Annotated in this window: 15 protein-coding genes; 6 read left to right on the top strand and 9 right to left on the bottom strand. The window is 71.0% G+C overall.

Annotation, left to right across the window (positions count from 1 at the left end; translation table 11 throughout):
• The first annotated feature begins 21 nt into the window (after positions 1–21).
• The gene (locus tag POL25_RS21530; protein WP_272088012.1) at positions 22–1,449 is read left to right on the top strand and encodes a protein phosphatase 2C domain-containing protein; all 1,428 of its coding nucleotides are present in this window, start codon (positions 22–24) and stop codon (positions 1,447–1,449) included.
• Positions 1,436–1,855 carry a cytidine deaminase gene (locus tag POL25_RS21525; RefSeq protein ID WP_272088011.1) on the top strand — a complete coding sequence of 140 codons (420 nt, stop codon included), beginning with the start codon at positions 1,436–1,438 and terminating at the stop codon, positions 1,853–1,855. Before POL25_RS21530 ends, POL25_RS21525 begins: the two co-directional genes overlap by 14 nt.
• Before the next feature lie 228 nt (positions 1,856–2,083).
• Here the strand turns inward: POL25_RS21525 and POL25_RS21520 are convergent, their stop codons facing one another.
• Positions 2,084–4,834: a valine--tRNA ligase gene (locus tag POL25_RS21520; protein WP_272088010.1), complete on the bottom strand. Its 2,751-nt coding sequence runs from the start codon at positions 4,832–4,834 to the stop codon at positions 2,084–2,086.
• A gap of 213 nt (positions 4,835–5,047) precedes the next feature.
• A complete protein-coding gene (locus POL25_RS21515; protein ID WP_272088009.1) occupies positions 5,048–5,929 on the bottom strand; it encodes a response regulator transcription factor in 882 nt (293 codons plus the stop codon).
• A gap of 150 nt (positions 5,930–6,079) precedes the next feature.
• Between POL25_RS21515 and POL25_RS21510 the strand changes: the two genes are divergently transcribed.
• Both POL25_RS21510 and POL25_RS21505 read left to right on the top strand, forming a co-directional pair.
• Positions 6,080–6,775: a class I SAM-dependent methyltransferase gene (locus POL25_RS21510; protein ID WP_272088008.1), complete on the top strand. Its 696-nt coding sequence runs from the start codon at positions 6,080–6,082 to the stop codon at positions 6,773–6,775.
• A gap of 282 nt (positions 6,776–7,057) precedes the next feature.
• The gene (locus POL25_RS21505) at positions 7,058–7,618 is read left to right on the top strand and encodes a hypothetical protein (protein WP_272088007.1); all 561 of its coding nucleotides are present in this window, start codon (positions 7,058–7,060) and stop codon (positions 7,616–7,618) included.
• 408 nt (positions 7,619–8,026) lie between these two features.
• Here POL25_RS21505 and POL25_RS21500 read toward each other — a convergent pair whose 3' ends face one another.
• Positions 8,027–10,744 carry a serine/threonine-protein kinase gene (locus tag POL25_RS21500; RefSeq protein WP_272088006.1) on the bottom strand — a complete coding sequence of 906 codons (2,718 nt, stop codon included), beginning with the start codon at positions 10,742–10,744 and terminating at the stop codon, positions 8,027–8,029.
• Positions 10,745–11,062: 318 nt separating this feature from the next.
• Between POL25_RS21500 and POL25_RS21495 the strand changes: the two genes are divergently transcribed.
• Positions 11,063–11,380: a hypothetical protein gene (locus POL25_RS21495; RefSeq protein ID WP_272088005.1), complete on the top strand. Its 318-nt coding sequence runs from the start codon at positions 11,063–11,065 to the stop codon at positions 11,378–11,380.
• A gap of 271 nt (positions 11,381–11,651) precedes the next feature.
• Here POL25_RS21495 and POL25_RS21490 read toward each other — a convergent pair whose 3' ends face one another.
• Both POL25_RS21490 and POL25_RS21485 read right to left on the bottom strand, forming a co-directional pair.
• The gene (locus tag POL25_RS21490) at positions 11,652–11,912 is read right to left on the bottom strand and encodes a hypothetical protein (protein WP_272088004.1); all 261 of its coding nucleotides are present in this window, start codon (positions 11,910–11,912) and stop codon (positions 11,652–11,654) included.
• 58 nt (positions 11,913–11,970) lie between these two features.
• A complete protein-coding gene (locus POL25_RS21485) occupies positions 11,971–13,830 on the bottom strand; it encodes a vWA domain-containing protein (protein ID WP_272088003.1) in 1,860 nt (619 codons plus the stop codon).
• A 140-nt stretch (positions 13,831–13,970) separates the two neighbouring features.
• On the opposite strand from POL25_RS21485, the gene POL25_RS21480 reads away from it, so the two are divergent.
• A complete protein-coding gene (locus POL25_RS21480; RefSeq protein WP_272088002.1) occupies positions 13,971–15,773 on the top strand; it encodes a signal recognition particle protein in 1,803 nt (600 codons plus the stop codon).
• A 272-nt stretch (positions 15,774–16,045) separates the two neighbouring features.
• Here POL25_RS21480 and POL25_RS21475 read toward each other — a convergent pair whose 3' ends face one another.
• The 4 genes from POL25_RS21475 to POL25_RS21460 form a co-directional block, all read right to left on the bottom strand.
• A complete protein-coding gene (locus tag POL25_RS21475) occupies positions 16,046–16,228 on the bottom strand; it encodes a DNA gyrase inhibitor YacG (protein ID WP_272088001.1) in 183 nt (60 codons plus the stop codon).
• Positions 16,229–16,687: 459 nt separating this feature from the next.
• Positions 16,688–18,190, bottom strand: a complete 1,503-nt coding sequence (locus POL25_RS21470) for a hypothetical protein (protein ID WP_272088000.1) — start codon at positions 18,188–18,190, stop codon at positions 16,688–16,690.
• 145 nt (positions 18,191–18,335) lie between these two features.
• Positions 18,336–19,868 carry a right-handed parallel beta-helix repeat-containing protein gene (locus tag POL25_RS21465; RefSeq protein ID WP_272087999.1) on the bottom strand — a complete coding sequence of 511 codons (1,533 nt, stop codon included), beginning with the start codon at positions 19,866–19,868 and terminating at the stop codon, positions 18,336–18,338.
• A gap of 208 nt (positions 19,869–20,076) precedes the next feature.
• Complete coding sequence (locus tag POL25_RS21460) at positions 20,077–21,621, bottom strand: right-handed parallel beta-helix repeat-containing protein (RefSeq protein WP_272087998.1); 1,545 nt, start codon at positions 21,619–21,621, stop codon at positions 20,077–20,079.
• Between the last annotated feature and the right edge of the window lie 72 nt (positions 21,622–21,693).

Below are 21,693 nucleotides of genomic sequence, written 5' to 3'. Positions count from 1 at the left end.
GGTCCGGTAGCGACGAGGTCCATGGCGATGGAGATCAAGCACTGGGCAGCGACCGATGTCGGGCGAAAGCGGTCGCACAACGAGGACAATTTCCTCATCGACAAGAACCTCAACCTCTTCATCGTCGCGGATGGCATGGGGGGCCACGCGTCCGGTGAAGTGGCGAGCGCGCTGGCGGTGCACACGATCCGCGACGTCGTCAGCCGCGAGCGCGACCTGCTGACGCGCTTCGGCGACTTCGATGCGACCGCGCAGATGGAGCTGTGCACCCTGCTCGAGTACGCCGTGCACTCGGCCTCGGCGCAGATCTATCACAAGGCCCAGCAGGAGCCCGAGAAGCGCGGCATGGGCACCACCGTGGTCGCGCTGCTGATCATCGGTCAGCGCGGCTTCATCGCCTACGTCGGCGACAGCCGGATCTACCTCAGCCGCAACGGCGTGGTCTATCCGCTGACCGAGGATCACTCGCTGATGAACGAGCTGATCCGCAGCGGCAAGGTCCGCGCCGACGAGTTCGCGGTCAGCCCGTACGCCAACTTCAAGAACGCGATGACGCGGGCCGTCGGCGTCTACGAGCACGTCGAGGTCGACATCCTCGACTTCGAGATCCTGCCGGGCGACGCGTTCCTGCTGTGCTCCGACGGGCTCTACGACTATCTCGACGACGCCGAGATCGCCAGCAACCTGGCGCTCTCCGACATCGAGGACATCCCGGGCCGCTTCATCGACCTCGCCAACAGCCGCGGCGGCAAGGACAACGTCACCGCCCTCGCGGTGCAGGTCCGCGGCGACGCGTCGCGCGTCGCTCAGCTGCAGTTCACCGTCGAGACCCTGCGCGGCGTCAAGCTGTTCGAGGGCCTGACGTACCAGCACCTGTGCAAAGTCATGAACATCTCGCGCGTCCAGGCCTGCCACAAGGGCGAGGTGCTCGCGCGCGAGGGCGAGGAGCCGGGCGACCTGTTCGTGGTCCTCGACGGCCGCGCCACCCTCTCGCGCGGCGGCAACCACCTCGTCACCGTCAACGCCGGCACCCTGCTCGGCGAGACCGACCTCGTCGGCACCGACACAGCGCGCGTCACCATCACCGTCGAGGCCAACGGCAAGCTGCTGCGGATCGGTCGCCGCGACCTGCAGGAGCTGCTGCGCCGCGATCACGCGCTCGCCTCCAAGCTGCTGTGGAGCCTCTCCGCCGAGCTCGGACGCCGCCTCGAGGACTCGCAGTCGCAGCTCGCCCACGCGATCGGTGACGGCGGCGAGCGGACCATGGTCGTCGACGTCAGCGAGACCGAGGCCGACACCGACGTGGGCGTCGACGTCGACACCGACGAGACGGAGTCGTTCGTCGAGACCAACCCGCGCGGCCTCGTGATCCCCAAGCTCACCAAGGCCGAGCCCGAGTTGGTCGAAGAGATCGAAGAGATCGAAGACGTGATGGATGACGGCAACTGAGTCCCAGGAAGCCGCGCTCGTCGCCGCAGCCGTCGAGGTCCGCGGCCGCGCCCACTGCCCGTTCAGCGGCTTCGCCGTCGGCTGCGCCATGCGCGACGTCGACGGCAGGATCTGGACCGGCGCCAACGTCGAGAACGCCAGCTACACCCTCGGCCTGTGCGCCGAGCGGGTGGCGATCTTCCACGCAGTGACCCACGGCGCGGGCAAGATCGCGTCGATCGCCGTCGTCACCGCCGCCGAGGTCCCGACCCCGCCGTGCGGTGCGTGCCGCCAGATCCTCTTCGAGTTCGCCGCCGACGCCGACCTCGTGCTCGTGACCACCGGCGGCGCCCGCCTGCACTCGTCCGTCCGCGACCTCCTGCCGCTGGCCTTCGACGCCGGCTTCCTGACGCCGCGCCAGCCCTGAGCGCCGCGCCGGCGCGAGCGCGACGCCGCGACCTTCGAACTCGCTGACGATCCGCGGCGCTCGCCGGTCCGCGACCTCGCGCCGCGGCGCTCGTGAGCCCCCGTCATTCCCTCGCCGTCGACCTCTGGCATGTCCTATCAGACATGCCCTTCACGACATGTCCTTTCGCACATGAAAAAACGGGCATGTCCGCGAGGACATGCCCGTTCCTTCGTGAACGAGCGCCCGTCACCCGCCGAGGCGGGTCAGCGTCGCCTGCAGGCGCTCGAGGTCGCTGTTCAGCTCGACCAGGCGGGTCTCGCCCTTGGCGACCACGTCGGGCGGGGCCTTGGCGCGGAAGCCGGGGTTCTGCAGCTTCGCCGTCAGGCCGTCGGACTCCTTGCGCAGCTTCTCCAGCTCCTTCGAGATCCGCGTGCGCTCGGCCGCGAAGTCGACCAGGCCGGCGAGCGGCAGGATCACCTCGGCGCCGCGCACCACCTCGGACACGGCCTCGCGCGGCGCCGCCTCGTGCGGCTCCATCAGGCGCAGCTGCTGCAGCTTGGCCAGGTGGACGACCAGCGGGTGCAGGCGGGCGACGCGGGCCCGGATCTCGGGGTCGTCGCTGCGGACCAGCACCTCGACTCGCTTCGCCGGCGGCAGCTTGAACTCGGCCTTCAGGCTGCGCGCCGCGGTGGTCAGCTCGACCAGCGCCGTCATGTCCTCGCGGGCCCGCAGCGTGCCCTCCTCGTCCAGGATCGCCCCCACGCGCTGCACCGGCCCGTCGAGCTCCAGCACCTTCTCGCCGTCACGCACGCGCGGGCGGGGGAACGCCGCCAGCATCAGGCTCGCCGGCGCGTCGGCCGGACGCGGCAGGCGCTGCCAGATCTCCTCGGTGATGAACGGCGCGATCGGGTGCAGCACCCGCATCACCAGGTCGAACACCGTCGCCAGCGTGCCCTGCGTCGCCCGGCGATCGGCCGGCGGCGTGCCCTCGCGGAGGTTGCTCTTGGCCAGCTCGAGGTACCAGTCGCACAGCTCGTACCACACGAACTGGTAGATGGTGTGGGCCGCGAGGTCGAGGCGGTACTGCGAGAACAGGTCGTCGACGGCGATCGCGGTCTCGAGCGCGCGCGCGAGGATCCAGCGGTCGGCGATCGCCAGCGGGCCGACGTCGGCCGCCTCGAGCACCTCCGCGCGGTAGGCCGCGAGCTCCTCGGGGCCGAAGTCCTCGAGGTTCATCTGCGCGAAGCGGGCCGCGTTCCACAGCTTGTTGCTGAAGTTGCGGTAGCCCTCGACGCGCTGGCGGCTGAAGACGATGCCCTGGTCCTGGCCGGCCATCGTCGCCAGGTAGAAGCGCAGGCTGTCGGCCCCGTACTGCTCGATGAGCTCGACCGGATCGACGACGTTGCCGCGCATCTTCGCCATCTTCCGCCCGTCCTCGCCCAGCACCATGCTGTGGAGGAACACGGTGCGGAACGGCACGTCGCCGCCGAAGTACATGCCGAACATCATCATCCGGGCGACCCAGAAGAACAGGATGTCCCAGCCGGTCTCCATCAGCGCCGTCGGATAGAAGCGCTGCAGGTCGGCCGACTGCTCGGGCCAGCCGAGGCACGACAGCGGCCACAGGCCCGACGAGAACCACGTGTCGAGCACGTCCGGGTCCTGCTCGATCGAGGCCGAGCCGCAGTGGGCGCACGCGGTCGGGTCCTCGCGGCCGACGGTGATCTTGCTGCACGCGCTGCAGTGCCACGCGGGGATCCGGTGGCCCCACCACAGCTGCCGCGAGATGCACCAGTCATGGATGTTCTCCATCCAGCGGAAGTAGTCGCCCTCGCGGTGCTCCGGCAGGATCTTGGTGCGGCCGCTGCGGACCGCGTCGATCGTCGGCTGCGCCAGCGGCTTGGTGCGCACGAACCACTGGTCGGACGGCAGCGGCTCGCACACCACGCCGGTGCGCTGCGAGTAGCCGAGGTTCAGCTTGTGCGGCTCGACCTTGATCAGCGCGCCGACCTCGGCGAGCGCGGCCACCACGACCTCGCGCCCCTCGGCCACCGAGAGCCCGCGGAACCGCTCCGGCGTGTTCTCGTTGAGCTTGCCGTGCTTGTCGATCACGACCACGAGGTCGAGGTCGTGGCGCTTGCCGACCTCGAAGTCGTTGAAGTCGTGGGCCGGCGTGACCTTGACCGCGCCTGTCCCGAAGTTCATGTCGACGAGGATCGGGTCGGCGACGATCGGCACCTTGCGGCCCGTCAGCGGCAGGATCGCCCGCCGGCCGATGAGGTGGCGGTAGCGCGGATCGTCGGGGTGCACCGCCACCGCGGTGTCGCCGAGCATCGTCTCGGGCCGCGTGGTCGCGACCACGAGCACGTCGTCCGAGCCCTCGACCGGGTACGCGAGGTGCCACAGCGAGCCGTCGGACTCGCGGTGCTCGACCTCGAGGTCGCTGAGCGCGGTCTGGCTGGCCCAGTCCCAGTTGATCAGGCGATAGGCGCGGTAGACGAGGCCGTCCTCGTGGAGGCGGACGAACGCCTCTCGCACCGCGCGCGACGACACCGGATCGAGGGTGAAGCGGTAGCGCGACCAGTCGAGCGAGGCGCCGAGCGCCTCGTGCTGCTTGTCGATGATGCCGCCGTGCTCGCGGGTCCACTCCCACGCGCGGCGCATGAACGCCTCGCGCCCGACCTGCTCGCGGGTGGTGCCTTCCTTGACGAGCTGGCGCTCGACCATCACCTGCGTCGAGATCCCGGCGTGATCGGTGCCGGGCAGCCACAAGGCCGACTCGCCGCACATGCGCCGCCAGCGGACCAGCGTGTCCTCGATCGTCGCCGTGAGCGCGTGGCCCATGTGCAGCCGGCCGGTGACGTTCGGCGGCGGCAACACGACCGTGTAGGTCGGCTGCTCGCCCGGCGCCGGCTTGAAGTAACCGGCGTCGCGCCACCACGAGTAGAGCCGCGACTCGACGGTCTGCGGCTCGTAGACACTGTTGAGCTTCTCCATGCTCCCTCCGGCCCTCGTCGGGGCGGCATCGTCACTCGCACTCATGCGGCCCATCCCCGCCGAGACTCTGTCACGGTCCGGCGGGGGCGCACCTTCGTGTGTCGCGTGGGCCACCACCGCGAACACGGCAAAGCCGCCACGCATCGACCTGGGAGCGATCCAGATCGCGCGAGGCGGCCATCATCTTGGAACCGGGGCCAGCCCCGGGACGGCTCAGTGCCGGGCCTGCTGCCCGCGCGCGAGGATCTGCTCAGCCATGTCCGGGACGACCTCCCAAACGACCTGCTCGATCACGTCGCGGCTGAGGGACAGCAGCGCTTGCACGGCCTTCGGGTCGAGCCCAGTGCCGGCCCCGCCGGCCGCCTGGAGGCGCTTGAGCATGCCGGCGGACGGCGCATCGGCGGGAGCGAACGGGATGGGGGTCGCGATCGGGATCTTGCTGGCCATATCCTCTCCTGAAGCGAAAGCTGCCGGGAAATTCTTGTTGCCGCCGCTGGCGGGGGTCGCCGCGGGCCGCGCCGCGGGCGTCGGGGTCGCCGCGACCGCGGGCTTGGGCGCCGCGGCCGGAGGCGTCGAAGGAGCTTGGACCGGGCGGGCAGCCACCGGCGTCGGCGCGGCGGCCACGGGCGTCGGCGCGACGGCCGGCGCCGGACGGGCCGGCGCGGCGGTCGGCTGCGGCGCGGGCGCAGTCTTCGGGACCGTCTTGCCGCTCGAGATCGGCTTGCCCTGCGCGAGGGCGGTCACCTTCTCGAGCATTTCCTGGGTGTCGAACGGCTTGATCATCGCCCCGTTGGCGCCGCTGGCCTGGACCTGGGCCTCGTCGATGCCGACCTGGTTCGAGACCAGGAGGAGCACCGGGATGTGCGCGGTGTCGGGGTCGGCGCGAATCGCCTTGACCACATCGTACCCGGAGGGCTCGCCGGCGGCGAGCGCGGCGTCGACGATAAGCACGTCCGCTGGCATCTGCTTGGCGCGGGCGACCGCCTCGGAGCCCTTGCTCACCGCGACTACGTCATAGTCTTCGGCCGCGAAGGTGATCTTGATGGCGAGGCGCATGGTCTTGCTGTCGTCGATCGCGAGGATCTTGGTCGGCATCGAGGCTCCTTCGAGGGTCCAAGGGGTACCATGGAGCCTGTGAGCGGGTCAACGAATCCACGGTCGTCAGGCGCGAGCAGCCGCCGGGGCGCGGCCGCACCGCCCGAGGCTTCCAGCGAACAGACCTGGTGGGGCGCTCCCGTGCCGGCGATGACGGACCCGGGCGCCAGCGCGTCCGAGCTCACCCAGGCGCTCGCGGGCGAGGCCGTGCTCCGCCACGTGGCCGGCCGCCGCGTCCTCGACCTCGGCCACGGCGCGCCGGAGATCACCCAGTGGGTCCGCCGCGTCGCCAGCTCCGTCTCGGTCGCGCCGCTCGCCGAACTCGACCAACACGGCGACTCGCTGCAGATCCCCGCCGAGGATGCCTCCTACGAAGCCGTCTATTGCCTGCGCACGCTGGCCCACCTCGGCCGCGACGAGGAGAGCTCGCTGGCGCTGGTGCGCTCGCTGCTGCGAGAGGCGGTCCGCGTCACGGCGCCCGGCGGCCTGCTGCTGCTCGAGATCAACAACCCTCGCAGCCTCCGCGGCGTCGCCCACGGGATCCGCCACCCGATCACGGTCGTCGCCGCCGGCGGGGTCCTCGTCGAGGGCGACCACCACGTCACCCGCTACGATTCGCTCGGCCGCCTGCTCAAGCTCGCCCCCCGCGAACTGGAGCTCTCGCGGGTGTACGGGATCCGGGTGCTCGTGCCGATCTCCCGGATCCTCTCGCTGCCGCTGCTCGGCAGAGTCCTGGCGGCCGGCGAGTGGTGGGCCCGCGACAGCTTTCTGCGCCAGTTCGGCGCGCACTTGCTCGCCGTTCTGCGCAAGCCCGACCCAAACGCGGGCCGGATCGCGCATCCTTGAGACCGCCGGACAGGAGCGCGCGAGATACCCCAGAGTCCTGTGCGAATCTGGATCCTTGCATCGGAGCCGAGTGTGATCGAATTTTGAATAGAGTTTACCTAGGAAGTTCAGCGGCCAGCCCTCGTGCGCCGCGTGTCACGCCGACAGACCCAGCAGCCTCCCATCCGGCTGGCCTTCGGTCGACCCACTGACGCGATCATGTCCCCCCACGCCCATCGCCCGCTTCCCCCACCACGCTCCGGTCGCGCGCGCCGGGGTCTGTCGTCTCTCGACTCGCTGCTCGTGGTCGCGATCGCGGCGATCCTCGCGGCCCTCGCGGTGCGCGAGCACGCGGCGATCAAGCGACACGAGCGTCACACGGAGGCAGTGACGGTCATGGGCGAGCTGTTCAACGCCACGGCGGCGTACTACCACGAGCGTCGCCCGAGCTTCACCGACGACGGCGCCGAGGCCCCGCACCGCTGCCCGCATCCGCCGGGCGCGTCCGCCGGCGGTGAAACAGGTTTCACTCCGAGCCTCGACATCGTCTGCAGCGACGCCGCCGGCGGAGCCTGCACGCCCGGCGCGACCGATGTCCCCGGCGCCTATCCGCTGACGGCATGGACGGCCCACCCGATGTGGATCGCCCTCGGGTTCGTGCAGACCACCCCGCACGCCCACCATTACGACCTGGTCACGCACAACAGCAACCCCGACGACCACGGGGTGTGCCGCTTCACGGTGATCGTGCGCGGCGACGACGAAGCCGACCCGTGCAACGAGTTCCGCCGCGACGGCGTCGCCACCGCCGAGGGCGTGATCGCCGGCCCGCTCCAGGCCTGCCCCGAGGCGCTGGCCCGCTGACCTCCGCGCCGGGCGACATGGCCCGAAGACCCTGGCCTTCGGGCCATGTCCGATGGACCAGGTCCCTGGGGCCCCCCCTCAGCAGCGGCGCCCGTCGGCTCCGCGCGGCAGCCCTGCGGGACATGTCCGAAGCGACAGGCGCGCCGACCGGCAGTCCGCGCGAGCGCATCGGTCGAAGATGAGCCGTGGGGAGCCGCCCGAGGGCGAACCAGCGCCCCTGCCATCGTCACCTTCGCCGCGCGAGCGAGCTGGCTCACCCCCTCGGTACGGCCCACCGGAGCATCGACCGCTCATGGGATCGCGGGCGCGACGACCTGCCCGAAAGCACAGGACCCGAAGGCCATGGCCCTCGGGTCCTGTCTGTTCACACATGTCCGCGAGGACCTGCCCGATCGGGCAGGCGCGGGTTCAGGGCGTGCCCTTGATGACCTGCGCGCCGTCGGTGGCGGTGATCTTGCGGGTCTCGGTCTTGCCGTCGGGGTACTTCCACTTGATGGTGTGCGACCCGGGGGCGACCATCACGACGACCGGCGTCGGCTTTGCCTGCTTCTGGTTGTCGACCCACACCGTGGCCGGCGGGCGGCCGGGGGCGCTGCCGATCTTGAGCTCGGCCGTCTTCGCCTTCGGCTTGGGCTTGTCGGCCGGCGGCTTGGGCTTGTCGACGGGCGGCTTGGGCGTCGCCGTGTTGTTGTTCGGCACCGGCGTCACCACGTCGGGCGGCGTCGGGCCCTTGGCCTTGACGAGCACGACCTCGGCGGAGTCGGACGCCTCGCCGCTGAAGCTGACCGGGACCTCGCTCGGATCGAACCCGGGCGCCTCGACCAGGACCTTGTAGGCCACGCCAGGCTTGCGCGTCAGCTTGAAGCTCTCGCCGCCCTTGCCGACCGGCAGCGGCGCCGCGCCGGTCTCGAGCAGCTTGACCGTCGCCTCCGGCGGCTTGGTGTTGATCGTCAGCGTGATGTCGCGGACCTGCAGCTTGACCTGCAGCGCCAGCTGCTGGCCGGCGGCGATCGGGACATCCTGCTCGTACGGCAGGTAGCCAGCGTCCTGCGACACGATCAGCTTGTGCGTGCCGGGCCCGAGGTTGGAGATCAGGCGCGGCGTGTTGCCGGGGTACTCGACGCCGTTGACGGTGACGCGCGCGTCGGCGGGCTTCACGTCGAGCTGGACCGTGCCGACAGCCGCGGTCGGCTGCGGCGCTGCGGCGGTGTCGGCGGACGCGACCGGATCGGTCGGGCCCGGCGTGGGCACGGCCGGGTCGCGCAAGAACGAGATGACGAACACGACCAGCAGCAGCGCACCGATGCCGGCGGCCGCGTAGAGGGCGATCGGCGGCGGGCGCTTGCCCGTCTCGGTGTCCTCGATCTCGACCTCGGCCGTGACCGCGTGCGTCTGGGCCTGCGCCGCCGGGCGCGGACCGGTGACCGACGGCGCGATCGGGGCCGGCGCGCGGGCCATGCTCGACGAGGCCGCGGGGCTGAGGGTCGCGCCGGGCGGCGGCGCCGGCATCGCCTGCGAGGGCCCCTGGGCCATCGAGGCGGCCAGGATCACGGCCGCGGCGCTCGGCGGGATCTGGACCGTCGGCGAGCCCTCGTCGGCGTCGGAGTCGATCTGGCCGGCCTGCGGCGGCGGCTCCGGGCGCAGCGGCCCCTCGCCTTCCGGCCGCTTCACCTTGGGCACGCCGACCGGATCGTCGAACAGCTTGGTCTCGAGCTCGTCGTCGTCCCAGTCGAGGTCCGACGCGGGCATGGGAGCGGCCTTGGCCGCCGCCGGAGCGGCTGCGGCCCGCGGCGGGGCGGAGCTCTTGGCCGGCTGCGGCGGGGCGCCGCCGGGCACGATCGTCGACTTGATCGGATCCTTCGGCCCGCCCATCCCCGGCGGCAGCGTCGGCACGCTCCCGGTCGCCGGCGTACCGGGCTTGAGCGTCGAAGGCCGGCTCGACGGCGACATCAACATCGTCTTCGACCGCTTGCGCGCCGCGGCCAGTTGGTCCTCGCTCGGCTGCAGCGGATCGGCGTCGGAGCGGCTCGCCGGGGCCGCAGAACGGCCCGCTGGCGGGATCGCGGCCGGCCTCGCCTGCGGCGGCACTGTCTTGTTGCCCGGCGGGCGCGGCGGCGGGGCCTTGCGCGGCGGAGCTCCGGGCGGGGCGGGCCGCTGCCCGGGCGCCGGCGGGGCCTTGCCCGAGCCCTTCTCGAGCTCGATCTCTCGCGCGTACTGCTTGCGCATCCACGTCGCGAGGTCCTTGCGACTGTAGAACATGCCGTGCGCGAACATGAAGGCCTGGAGGTCGTCGTGGAGCTCCATCGCCGTCTGGTAGCGGGTCTCGGGCTCGCCCGAGAGCGCCTTCATGATGATGTTCTCGAGGTCCTTCGGGATCTCCGGGTTCTTCGAGCTCGGCACCGGGACGTCGACGGTGCGCACCATCTCGAGGGTGGCGAAGTCGGTCTCGCCCTGGAACAAGCGGTTGCCGACCAGCACCTCGTAGAGCACCACGCCGAGCGAGAACACGTCGCTGCGGCGGTCGAGCGGCATGCCGCGGACCTGCTCCGGGGACATGTAGCCGAACTTGCCCTTGAGGATGCCGGCCTGCGTGCGCGAGACCCGACCGGCGGCCTTGGCCACGCCGAAGTCGATGAGCTTCACCTCGCCCTCGTAGGACACGAGGATGTTCGGCGGGCTCACGTCGCGGTGGACGATGTTGAGGTGCCGGCCGTGCTTGTCGCGCTTGTTATGGGCGTAGTCGAGGCCCTCGCAGATTTTCATCACCACGAAGCAGGCCTGCGCGAGCGGCATCGGCTTGCCCTGCTGCTGGCAGCGGGTGAAGATGTTGCGGAGGTCCTTGCCGGCGACGTACTCGAGCGCGATGTAGAAGCTGTCGCCCTGCTGGCCGAGGTTGTAGATCTGCGCGATGTTCCCGTGCTGGAGCTGGCCGGCGATCTTGGCCTCGTCCTTGAACATCGTGATGAATTCGTCATCCTCGGCGATGTGCGGCAGGATCCGCTTGACGGCGACGATCCGCTCGAAGCCCTCGACGCCCTGCTCGACGGCCTTGTACACCTCCGCCATGCCGCCCACGCTGATGCGCTCCATCAGCTTGTAGGGGCCAAATTGGGTGATCTGATTCAACGCGAACTCCGGCCCATGCACGCGAGGAAGCAGGGCCCCGCCATGTGACCCCGGGCGCGAGCGAAAGTCAATCGGCCGCCAGCGGCGGCCCCCCGCGCGCCTCGCCGGCGCCCCCTCGTGAGCGTCTGGACCGGCGCGACAGAGCGACTTTCCGGGCGCGCTGCGACGGCTCGCCGCGCGCCCGGCCATGGCTCGGTGCCCGGTGACCTCGCCACCTCCCCCGCGGCTCGCAGGTCGCGCGCCGACCTCGCCGGGCGAAGGTGAGCCGCGCGCCCCTGACAGCGCGTGCCGGACCTGTTACCTTGGCCTGCGAGACCGATGCGGCCGATCGACGATCCCACGACGGTCGCGGGCATCACCCGCGCCGAGGGCCCGCAGCCCGTGAGCCCGACCGCGACCGAGGGCGTCGCGGCGACCGCGTCGACGACCGGCGTGACGCCCGGCGAGGCGCTCGCGGCGGCGGTCGCCGCCGGCGAACTCGAGCCCGCAGTCGCGGCAGAGCGCCTCGTCGCCGCGACCGTCGCCGCTCAGCGCCCGACCCGCGTTTCTTCCGAGGCGTGGGCCGCCGTGGAACGTGAGGTCTCGGCGCTGCTGGCCGACGACCCGGCGCTGGCCGATCTCTTGGCCCCTATTTAGTGCCCGCCCGCGGGGGTTTTGACCGGCCTCCACGCTGGCGCGAGGCGCTCGGGCACGCGGTCGATCGGAGCCTGCGCGAACGGACATGTCCGCAGGGACAGGCATCCTGTCGACGTGTCCCGGAGGACATATCATGCTGGCCTTCGGGACATGTTCTTCGAGGACATTTGAGTGTCCCCCGGTGCCGCGTCGGCTGGCGAGGCATCGCTTGCACGACGGCTCGAGCATGCGGCTCGGGAGCGTCGTCCACGCGTCGCGCGGGCCGATTCGCCTACGCCTCGAGCAGCGCCCGCACCTGCGGCGACAAGAAGTGCGCCTCGGTGTCGAAGCTCTTCAGCCCGTTGGCGAGCACCTCCAGGCGCTCGGCCGGCTTGAGCCGCTTGTCCATGATCACCCGCCACTCGCCGCGGACCTTGCACAGGCCGCCGCCACCCTGCGACAGGCCGGTCATCGACTCATAACAGACCCGGACCCCGAGGTTGCCCGCCAGCTGCTCGAGCTCGCCGAGCTGCTTTTGCACGTCGCCCGCCACCGGCCGTCACCTTAGCGCCGGACGCCCGCGCTTGAGAAGGCCCTCGCGGCCTCCGAGGCTATTTGCCGGCGAATGGCGAGAGCGGATAGTGCGTGCAGACCGCCGAGTTCAGCGCCCCCGACACCGCGGCGCCGAAGTTCAGCGCGCCCGACGCGACCTCGTCGATGTCGAACACCGCCCCGCCGGTCGCCGCCGGGATCGCCTGCTGCCCGCGGTAGGGCGCGAACAGCCCGGCGCGCACGTCGAGGCACTCGCACTGGCCGCCGACCTTGGCCGCGAAGCTGAACACCCGCACCTCGGCCGCGCGCAGGGCCGTGACCGTCTCGCCGTAGCCGTGCTGCACGCGCTGGCCGCTCTGCACCGCGGGCGCCTCGCCGAAGTCGTCGTCGGTGGCGTGGACCACCGCGCGCAGCGTCGTCGCCGGGTCGCGCCAGGCGAACCGGGTCGCGGCCGCGTGCAGCGCGTCGAGCGTGTTCTCCGGCCAGTCGAGGTTGGCGTCGGCGCTGCCGATCTCGCGGTTGCCGGCGGTGAACCGCTGCCACCGCGTCAGCTCCTGCTGCAGCCCCGCCAGGTCGGCGAACGGCTGGCCGCCGTTCGTGACCATCACGTCGTCGACGAACACGACCAGGCCGTAGCGCGCGTCGAGGTTGTGGAGCCGCACCTCCGCGTCGACCGCGGCGATCTCGCGGCCGATCTTGGCGAGCATGAAGTTCATCGTCGTCGACACATCGACCGCGAACACCACGTCGATCTGCTGCTTGCGCACGATCGCGGGATCAGGGCACGAGGTCGCGACGACCGCCGCCGCCAGGCCGTCGAGCTCGCCGCGCGGCGCGGTGGCCCCCGCCGCCGCGTGCGAGTTCGGACCGATCTCATGGACTGTCCCGACGACCATGTTCAAAGGGGCAGGTTCTTCGAGACCTGTCCCTTCAGCCACACTGTCGAGCACGACACCGCCGAGCACCCCGCCGGCGACGCCTTCGACCACCCCGCCCTCGTAGCCGAGGCCGCCCCCGCCGACGCCCTCGCCGATCACTCCGCCGCGGAGGACCGCGACGGCGTCGCTGTCATCACTGCCCGTCTCGAGCATACTGAGGTACGCGACGTCGCTCTCCTCCTTGAAGGTGCCGTAGGCGCTGAGGACCCCGAACTCGACCACATCCGGCGCGCGCTTGCTGCGGCGCTTCTTCTTGCCCGGGCGCGGCGCCTCGACCGGCGCCTCCTCGGGCACGACCGCCGCGGCTTCGACCACGCCCCCCAGCGCCAGCGCGATCGCCGAAGGATCGCTCGTCTCCAGGTCCGGGCCAGGCTCCTCGGCGGCCGGCGGCGGTGGCGGCGGCAGGTGCGCGAGGAACAGCTCGCGGGTCCGGACCACCTCGAGTGGTTCGGGCGTCGGCGCGAACATCACTCGCAGCAGCGGCGAGTCGTCGACCGCCGTCGGCTCCCCGCGCAGCTTGAGCACGTTCTCGGCCGCCTCGACCCGCCACAGCAGCGCCACCATGGCGACCAGCGCCGCCCCGGTGACGAGCTGACGGGCCAGGTCGCGGGCGTGGAAGCGGGCCGACCACGGCAGGCGCTCGCGCGTGACCCGCTGGATCTCGAGCGTGATGTCCGGGTGGGCCGCCATCCGCAGCGAGGCCCGGTCGCCGGGCGCCAGGATCACCCTGCCCTCCGCTGCCTGCGTGCGCTCGCCGACGTGGATCTCACCGACGAGGCCGGCGGGGACGATCAGGGTCGCGCCGTCGGTCAGCGGCGTGCGCTCGCCGAGACCGGGGAGTACGAGATCGCAGTCCTTGCCCTCGCCGAGGGCGACCGGGGCGGCGTCGTCGGCCGCGATCTGGGCCACCGTGCGACCGCGGAACGACAGGCGGATCCCCCAGCCATGAGGCTCCCCGGGCGCGGCAGTGGGCTTTCCCATGGCCCCGGAACGTAGCCGTTCGGCGCGAGATTCACCAGCGGCGGGCCGGGGACGGACGGCGGGGGGCCGGGGCTTGTGAGCTACGCCGCGCCCACGCGCGGGTCGGCGCGCCGGGGGGGCCCGTGGTAGAACCCGCGGGCGTGTTTGAGACGATCTCGAAGGGTTTTCGCGCGGCGCGGGAGCGCCTGACCGGCAAGGGCGAACTGACGGACGACGTCGTGGCGGCGGCGCTCAAGGACGTCCGCTTGAGCCTCCTGGAGGCCGACGTCGAGTTCAACGTCGTCAAGCGGTTCCTGCAGTCGGTCAAAGAAAAGGCGCTCGGCGAGAAGGTCACTCTCGTGGCCAAGAAGCAGGGCGACACGATGCGGGTCCGACCGGAGGACCACTTCGTCAAGATCTGCCACGACGAGCTCATCGCCTTGATGGGGCCCGTCGACACCTCGCTGAACCGGGCGCGCAAGGGCTGCACCGGCATCATGATGGTCGGCCTGCAGGGCTCGGGTAAGACCACGACCGCCGGCAAGCTCGCGCGCAAGCTGCAGAAGGCCGGCTACAAGGTCATGATGGTCGCGGCCGACGTCTATCGCCCGGCCGCGGTGCATCAGCTCAAGGTGCTCGGGCAGAAGATCGGCGTGCCGGTGTTCTCGATCGACGGCGCCAACCCGGTCGACATCTGCGCCGACGCCACTGACCACGCCGCGGCCGAGGGCCTCGACTTCGTCATCTACGACACCGCCGGTCGCCTGACGATCGACGAGCCGCTGATGAAGGAGCTCGACGACATCAAGGCGCGGGTCCAGCCGGCCAACACCTTCCTCGTCATCGACGCGATGATCGGCCAGGACGCGGTCACCACCGCCAAGACCTTCGACGAGCGGCTCGACGTCACCGGCGTGATCCTCACCAAGCTCGACGGCGACGCCCGAGGCGGCGCGGCGCTGTCGGTCAAGGCGGTCACCGGCAAGCCGATCAAGTTCCTCGGCATCGGCGAGTCGCTCGACAAGCTCGACGAGTTCCGCCCCGAGGGCCTCGCCAGCCGGATCCTCGGCATGGGCGACATCGTCGGCCTCATGAACGACTTCACCGAGGTCGTCGACGAGGAGCAGGCGATGAAGGACGCCGAGAAGATGCTCTCGGGATCCTTCACGATGGACGACTTCTTGAGCCAGATCAAGACGATCCAGTCCATGGGCAGCATGAAGGACATCCTCGAGAAGATGCCGCTCGGGCAGATGTTCGGCGCCAACATCCCGCCCGAGGCGCTCGAGAAGGCCGCCGACGACAAGGAGCTCGTCCGCGTCGAGGCGATGATCCGCTCGATGACGAAGGAGGAGCGCAAGAACCCCGAGGTGTTCCTCGACGACGAGGGCAACAGCGGGCGCGGCAGCCGGCGGCAGAAGCGGTCGGTGCACAAGACCGCCAAGGAGAAGGACCCCAACGACCTGCGGCCCGAGGACTTCGTGGCCGCTCGCGTCAGCCGCGTCGCCCGCGGCTCCGGCCGCACCGAGGACGATGTGCGCGGCCTCGTCGGCCGCTTCATGACCATGCGCGGCATGTTCGGCATGCTCGGCGACATGTTCGGCGGCATGATCCCCGGCATGCCCGCCAAGCCGCAGGGCATGATGGACAAGGTCCCGGGCATGAAGATGCTCAAGCAGATGAACGCGATGCGGAAGATGATGTCCGACCCCAACGCGCTCGGCTCGCTGATGAACAGCATGGGCGGCGGCGGCGGCCTGCCCGGCATGGGCGGCCTGCCCGGCATGGGCGGCTTCCCTGGCATGGGCGGCCTGCCCGGCATGGGCGGCTTCCCCGGCATGGGCGGCCCGCAGGGCGACGGCGGCTCGGCCCCCCGCTCGCCGTCGAAGGTCGACTACAAGAACCTGGCGGACAAGCGCCGCGCCGAGAAGCTGGCCCGCCGCAAGAACCGCGACAAGAAGTGAGACCTGCCCGTTCGGGCATGTCACTCGGGACATGGCGCCATGTGCATGTCTGGAGGGACATGTCCATCAGGGCGCCCGCGCGGCGCTTCGAAGGCTCTCGGACATGGCGCTGGCGCCATGCGCATGTCCGCAGGGACATGTCCGTCAGGGCGCCCGCACGGCGCTTCGAAGGCTCTCGGACATGGCGCCGGGCACCGGCGCCATGCGCATGTCCGCAGGGACATGTCCGTCAGGGCGCCCGCGCGGCGCCCCACACGGCGCTTCGACGGCTCTCAGTTTTCGCCGCGGACGCCCGGCTCTTCGTCGTCGGCGGCGATCGGCCGGGAGATCCGGTACGCCTCGCCGAGCCAGTTGCCGAGGTCGATCGTCTTGCAGCGCTGCGAGCAGAACGGCCGATACGCGAAGTCGGCGGGTACCTCCTGCTCTTTGTGACAGATCGGGCAGCGGATCTTCATCTCTGCCGACGCTAGCACGCTCGCCCGCCGACGCCAGCGCCAGCGGGCGCGTCCCAATCTCGTGCGCGCATATCGCCAGACGTGGCGCAAGCTCGAGGCCCGGCAGCGAGGCGGCCGCTCCGCCGCGTCACGCCCGGATGCGAGAGCCTGGTCTTCTCGATGGTGGCGAGCGTCATCGGGAGACGGCGCGAGAGCCCCGCTCACAATCGGCATGTCCTGGCCCCTGCCCTGCTCGACGCTCCACCACCTCGCCCGCGGCCGCTTCGCCGGGCACCACGGCGATCTTCCCACGCCATCGCAGCAGCTCGCCCTGGGCGCCTGCCCGCTTGCCGGCCGGAGAGCGCGCCAGACGTCGATCGTCAATTTGACGGTGCCGCGACCCAAACAAAGAGAGGAGGCCTCGCGGCCTCCTCTCATGCTTTCAGGACATGTCCCGCAGGACATGTCCTCGAGGCCCGCTCAGGGAGCCGGGCGGTCGGCGCCGGCGTAGTCGGTGCTCTCGTTGGTCGCCGGCCGCGCGTCGCCGTTGAAGTCGGTCGCGGGGTCGCCGTCCTTCCACACCGCGAGCTCGGCGATCGGCGTATCGGCCTTGGCCTTGTACACGCCGCCGACCTGCGGCTCGAACCACGTCATCGCGTCGGCCATGACGGCGAGCAGGTTGGTGTCGCCGTCCTGCTTGCCCTCGTCGATGGCGGAGTTCTCGAACGTCGCGGTCGCGCAGTCGATCGACGGGGCGACGAAGGCGATGATGACCGAGTTGCGGATCGTCGCCGGGCCGGCGTCGGGCATGCACAGCAGCGAGCGCGCGCCGACCTCGGACAGGTTGTTGACCACCGTCGAGTAGATCAGGCTGAGCTCGTGGCCCTGGCCGGTCAGCACGCCGCCGTAGTTGGACTCGGCGTTGGAGCCGTTGTTGGACACGTAGCTGTTGACCAGCGCGGTCGCGCCGGCGCCGAACGCCGACAGGCCGCCCGAGGTGTTCTTGTAGAACACGCTGCGGTTGAAGTGCGCGGTGCAGTCGGTTCCGACGTAGCCCTGGCGGTTGAGGCTGAAGGTCAGGTCGCTGCCGAGGACCTGCGAGCCCGTGCAGGTCATGCCGGAGTCGTCGGCGTTGCTGGCGAGGTTGAGCTTGCCGAGCGTGACCTTCGACGACGGGCTGATCTGCAGCGTCGCCGCGGTGGTCGAGCGGATCTTGGCGACGCCGCCGTCGCCGACGATCGCCAGGTTGCTCGCCTCGGGCACGACCAGCGCGGGCTGGATGTAGTTGCCGGTCTTGACCTTGATGGTCCAGCCGAGCGACGGGTCGTTCATCCCCACCTGGTCGAGCGCCTGCGTGATCTGGCAGAACGGCTGCGCCTTGGTGCCGTCGCCGATGTCGCACTGGGCGGCGCTGTCGACGTGGATGACGTTCTCGAGCGCGAAGCAGGCGCCCGACTCGGCGTTGCAGGCGCTGTCCGGGCAGTCAGCGTGCTCGATGCAGCCGGCGCACTCGTTGGTGGCGGCGTCGCACACCGGGGTCGTGCCCGAGCACAGGGCCTTGTTGTCCGGCGTGCACACGACGCAGGCGCCCGCGTCCATGTCGCAGACCGGCGTGGCCGCGTCGACCTCGGCGCAGGTGGCGTCCGGCTCGGCCGTGCCGTCGCAGCCGACGCAGGCCTCGTCGACGCAGAACGGCTTGCTCGCGTCGCCGCAGTCGCCGTCACCGGCGCAGCCCATGGTGCCGGTGGTCGGCTCCGAGGTCGACGTGCTCGTGGTGGTCGTCGAGGTCTCGGCCTCGGTCGTCGACGTGGGCTGGGTCGACGTCGAAGTCGTCAGCGTCGTGTCGGTCGAGGTCGACGTTTCGTTCGTCTCGCCCTCGGTCTCGGTCCCGCTCTCGGTCTCCCCGGGGGTGTAGGTCGGCGGACAGCCGGCGACCAGCGGCGCGCAGGCCAAGATTGCGACGGTCCAGTACGTTCGGGTCATCGGTAACTCCTAGTGCACAAAGGGGATCGTGGCCAGGATGCACCGGGCCACGCGAGTTGTCCACAAAGCCATGTCCGAACCGGAAAACTCGCCACCGGCTCGGTGACCGCGGGGATTTTTTGGCCGCGGAGGCAACAATTCGCGCTCACGGCGGGGGCTGATCCGCGCCAGGGAAGCTCAATGCGTCGGTCGGTCGCGGGTCGCCCTCGAAGTCGATGTCGGGGTCTCCCTCGGCGAACATCGCCACGGCGTCGAGCTTGCCGCCGGGGCTCGGCCGGTACACGCCCGGGATCGCCACGTCCAGGGTCACGAGCATCGGCACCTCGGCCGTCGCCACGCCGACGTTGTCGTCGTTGGGCTCGTCGGTCGCGGCCGAGTACGCCGAGTGCGACACGACCTCGGCACCCTCGCAATTGAAGGTGCTGTAGCCGACGGCGTTGAAGGCGATCGAGTTGCGCAGGCTGATCGACTCCTCGCCCATGTCGGGCTCGCACTCGACCGACAGACCGCCGCCGGTGTACGCGTTGTTGCCGACCAGCGTGACGTAGACCAGCGTGGCCGCGGCGCCGCCCGCCAGCGCGAGCCCGCCGCGCGGGTTGTCGGCGATGGCCTTGTCGCCGTTCTCGGTGATGAAGGAGTTCTCGATCCGGACCGAGCCGCCCGACACGAACAGGCCCTCGCCGAGGTTCTTCGTCAGCGTGGTCGCGCGCACCCGCACCTCGCAGCCGCTGGCCGATACCCCGCTGACGTGGTGCTCGCGGATCAGCGAGCGCTCGATCCACAGCAGGTCGCCGCCGCCGCAGACGACCCCGCTGCCGGTCGCGTTGCCGCGGATCTCGAGGCCGTCGAGGTAGACGCGCGCGCCGCTGGCGATGGCGAGCGCCGCCTCGCCGCTGCCGGTGATCTCGACGTCGCCGGCGCCGGCGCGGACGATGGCGACGCTGCTGGCCGCGGGCACGGCGAGCGGCTCGTCGTAGACGGCGGCGCGGACCCGGATCGCCCGCGGGGTGGCCGGCTCGACCCGCGCGAGCGCCTCGGCGATCGTGCACAGCGGCTCGGCCTCGCTGCCGCTCGCGGCGTCGTCGCAGGCGCCGGCGCCGGCGACCCACAGCGCGTCCTCGGCGAGGAAGCACGCGCCGGTCTCGAGGTCACAGGCGCCGCCCGTGCACTGCTCGTGCTGCGTGCACGCCTGGCAGGTCTGCAGCGCCGAGTCGCAGATCGGCGTGGTGCCGGTGCAGCCGGAGGCGTCGCTCTCGGTGCACGCGACGCACAGGCCGGTCGCCGGGTCGCACGCGGGCGTGGCCGGATCGACGACCGCGCAGCTCGCGAGGCCGCTGCAATCGACGCACTCGCCGTTGCCGCTGCAGTACGGCTCGGCGGGGCTGCTGCACGCCGGGTTCGGCTGGCCTTCGCCCGGCTCGCACTCGCCGGCCGTGTCGGTCCCGGTGGTCGGCAGACTCGTGTCCGTCGACGTGACGCCGGTGGTGTCCTCGAGCGGGACGCAATACTTGGAGGCGCACACGAGGTTGCCGTCGCAGGTGCCGCCCGGCGTGCACGCACAGCCGACGCTGCCGACCAGGCACTCGGTGTTGCCGGTGGACGAGCTGGAGCTCTCGGTGGTCGTCCCGGAGGAGCCCGTGCAGGCGACCCCGAGCAGGCCGCCGAATCCGAGCCACAAAGCCAAATGCGCTGACGCGAGCCGCATCATTCGCTCGAGTATTCCCGTTCGCCGGCCCGGTCGCAACCTGTCCCTCGGGACACGCCTTGAAAATGCGCGCGCGCCCCCGCGCCCGACGAACGCGCGCAACGGCGTCCGAAGCGGCGAACGACGGCCGCAGCGACGCGCCACGACGTCGATGACGCCCGTGCAACGTCGCTAGCGACGATCACGGCAAGCGATCGGCGCCGGCCCAGTCGGGCGACATGTCGACGTCGGGCCGCGGATCGCCGTCGTAATCGACCGCGGGATCGCCGGTGCGCCAGCGCCCGAGCTCCGCGAACGGCGCCCCGGCCTTGGCGTGGAAGTCACCGCCCGCGGCGTTCTCGAACCACGCCGACTGAGCAGCGCCCTCGACCGTCACGTTGCGACCGGCGAGCACGCTGCTGTCGACGAGGCTGTCGCTGACGGTCGCGCCGTCGCAGGTGACCGAGGTCAGCTGCGACTGGCCGAACAGGACCACGTTGCGCAGACGGATCGTGCCCGGATCGTTGCAGTGGAGCGAGTCGGCGTTGGCGTCGCTGTTGTTGCCGATGATCGACGAGTAGACGACGTCGAGGTCGCCGGTGACGACGTGGATGCCGCCGTACTGCGCGAAGTTGCCGCCGTTCGAGGTGATGAAGCTGTTCTCGATCCGCGTCTGCCCCTTGTCGATCCGGATCCCGCCGCCCTGGTTGGCGTACACGCGCGAGCGACGGATCTGCAGGGCGCAGCCGATGGTGTCGATCGCCACCGACTCGCGCGACGAGAACTCGACCTTGTCGGCCCACACCTCGGCGTTGAGGCACACCAGCGCGTTGCCGGCCGACATCGAGCTGCCGATGAAGCGCAGGTCCTTGAGGTAGACGCGGGCGTCGTCGTTGACGAGCAGCGCGTCGACGTCGACGTCGATCGCCGGCGAGGGGCCGTCGCCGACGATGGCCACGACCAGGTTGCTGCCGACGTCGATCTTGGTCTTGTACGAAGGACCCGGCTTGACGTGCACGACGGTGGGCTTGCCGGTGCCGATGACGGCGATGGCGTCCTGGATCTCGCAGAACGGGGCGTCCTCGCTGCCGTCGCCGCCGCAGTCGGCCTGACCGTCGACCCACAGCGCGTCCTCGAAGCAGGCGCCGGTGGCGATGTTGCAGGCGCCGCTCGGGCACTGCTCGTGATCGGTGCACGCGGCGCAGGTGTTGTCGGCCGCGTCGCACACGGGCGTGTTACCGCCGCAAGCCGAGGCGTCGGCCTCGGTACACTCGACGCACAGGCCCGAGGCGGCGTCGCACGCGGGCGCGCCGGCGTCGATGTCGGCGCAGCTCGTCAAGCCGGAGCAGTCGGCGCAGACCCCCTCGGCGAGGCAGTACGGCGCGGTCTCGGGGCACTGCTGCGAGACGCCCGGACCGTCGTCGCACTGCGGGGTCTCGGTGGTCACCGTGGGGCCCGTGGGGTCCGTCGTGCCGGGGTCGGTCTCGGTCGCCGAGGTCGGTGACGAGGTGCTGGTGGTGAGCGTCGCTTCGGAGCTCCCGCTGCCGTCTTCGACGCAGAAGCCCGACGCGCACACGAGGCCCGGATCACAGCCGTTGGCCTCGCACACACAGTTCAGCGAACCCGGCTGGCAAGCGTCGCTGTCGCTCTCGGACGACGTTTCAGTCTGCGGGCCGCCCGGCGTGCATGCCGCCGCGAGGAAGCCGAGGCCGAACCCGAGGCCCCGACAAAGCAAGGAGATGCGCATGGTCCCGGCAGTATCCCCAAGGGCCCCGCGGGCCGCAATCTGAGCCGTTCGCGCGCCCACGTGCAAGCCCGT

It is taken from the genome of Nannocystis bainbridge, assembly GCF_028368995.1.
GTDB classification, from domain to species: domain Bacteria; phylum Myxococcota_A; class Polyangia; order Nannocystales; family Nannocystaceae; genus Nannocystis; species Nannocystis bainbridge.
This window is presented reverse-complemented; position numbering and strand designations above follow the sequence as displayed.

Excerpts from the sequence above, each read along its gene's own strand:
- POL25_RS21530 (WP_272088012.1), top strand. The coding sequence starts at position 22 with ATGGCGATGGAGATCAAGCACTGGGCAGCGACCGATGTCGGGCGAAAG.
- POL25_RS21525 (WP_272088011.1), top strand. The coding sequence starts at position 1,436 with ATGACGGCAACTGAGTCCCAGGAAGCCGCGCTCGTCGCCGCAGCCGTC.
- POL25_RS21520 (WP_272088010.1), bottom strand. The coding sequence starts at position 4,834 with ATGGAGAAGCTCAACAGTGTCTACGAGCCGCAGACCGTCGAGTCGCGG.
- POL25_RS21515 (WP_272088009.1), bottom strand. The coding sequence starts at position 5,929 with ATGCCGACCAAGATCCTCGCGATCGACGACAGCAAGACCATGCGCCTC.
- POL25_RS21510 (WP_272088008.1), top strand. The coding sequence starts at position 6,080 with ATGACGGACCCGGGCGCCAGCGCGTCCGAGCTCACCCAGGCGCTCGCG.
- POL25_RS21495 (WP_272088005.1), top strand. The coding sequence starts at position 11,063 with ATGCGGCCGATCGACGATCCCACGACGGTCGCGGGCATCACCCGCGCC.
- POL25_RS21485 (WP_272088003.1), bottom strand. The coding sequence starts at position 13,830 with ATGGGAAAGCCCACTGCCGCGCCCGGGGAGCCTCATGGCTGGGGGATC.
- POL25_RS21475 (WP_272088001.1), bottom strand. The coding sequence starts at position 16,228 with ATGAAGATCCGCTGCCCGATCTGTCACAAAGAGCAGGAGGTACCCGCC.
- POL25_RS21470 (WP_272088000.1), bottom strand. The coding sequence starts at position 18,190 with ATGACCCGAACGTACTGGACCGTCGCAATCTTGGCCTGCGCGCCGCTG.
- POL25_RS21460 (WP_272087998.1), bottom strand. The coding sequence starts at position 21,621 with ATGCGCATCTCCTTGCTTTGTCGGGGCCTCGGGTTCGGCCTCGGCTTC.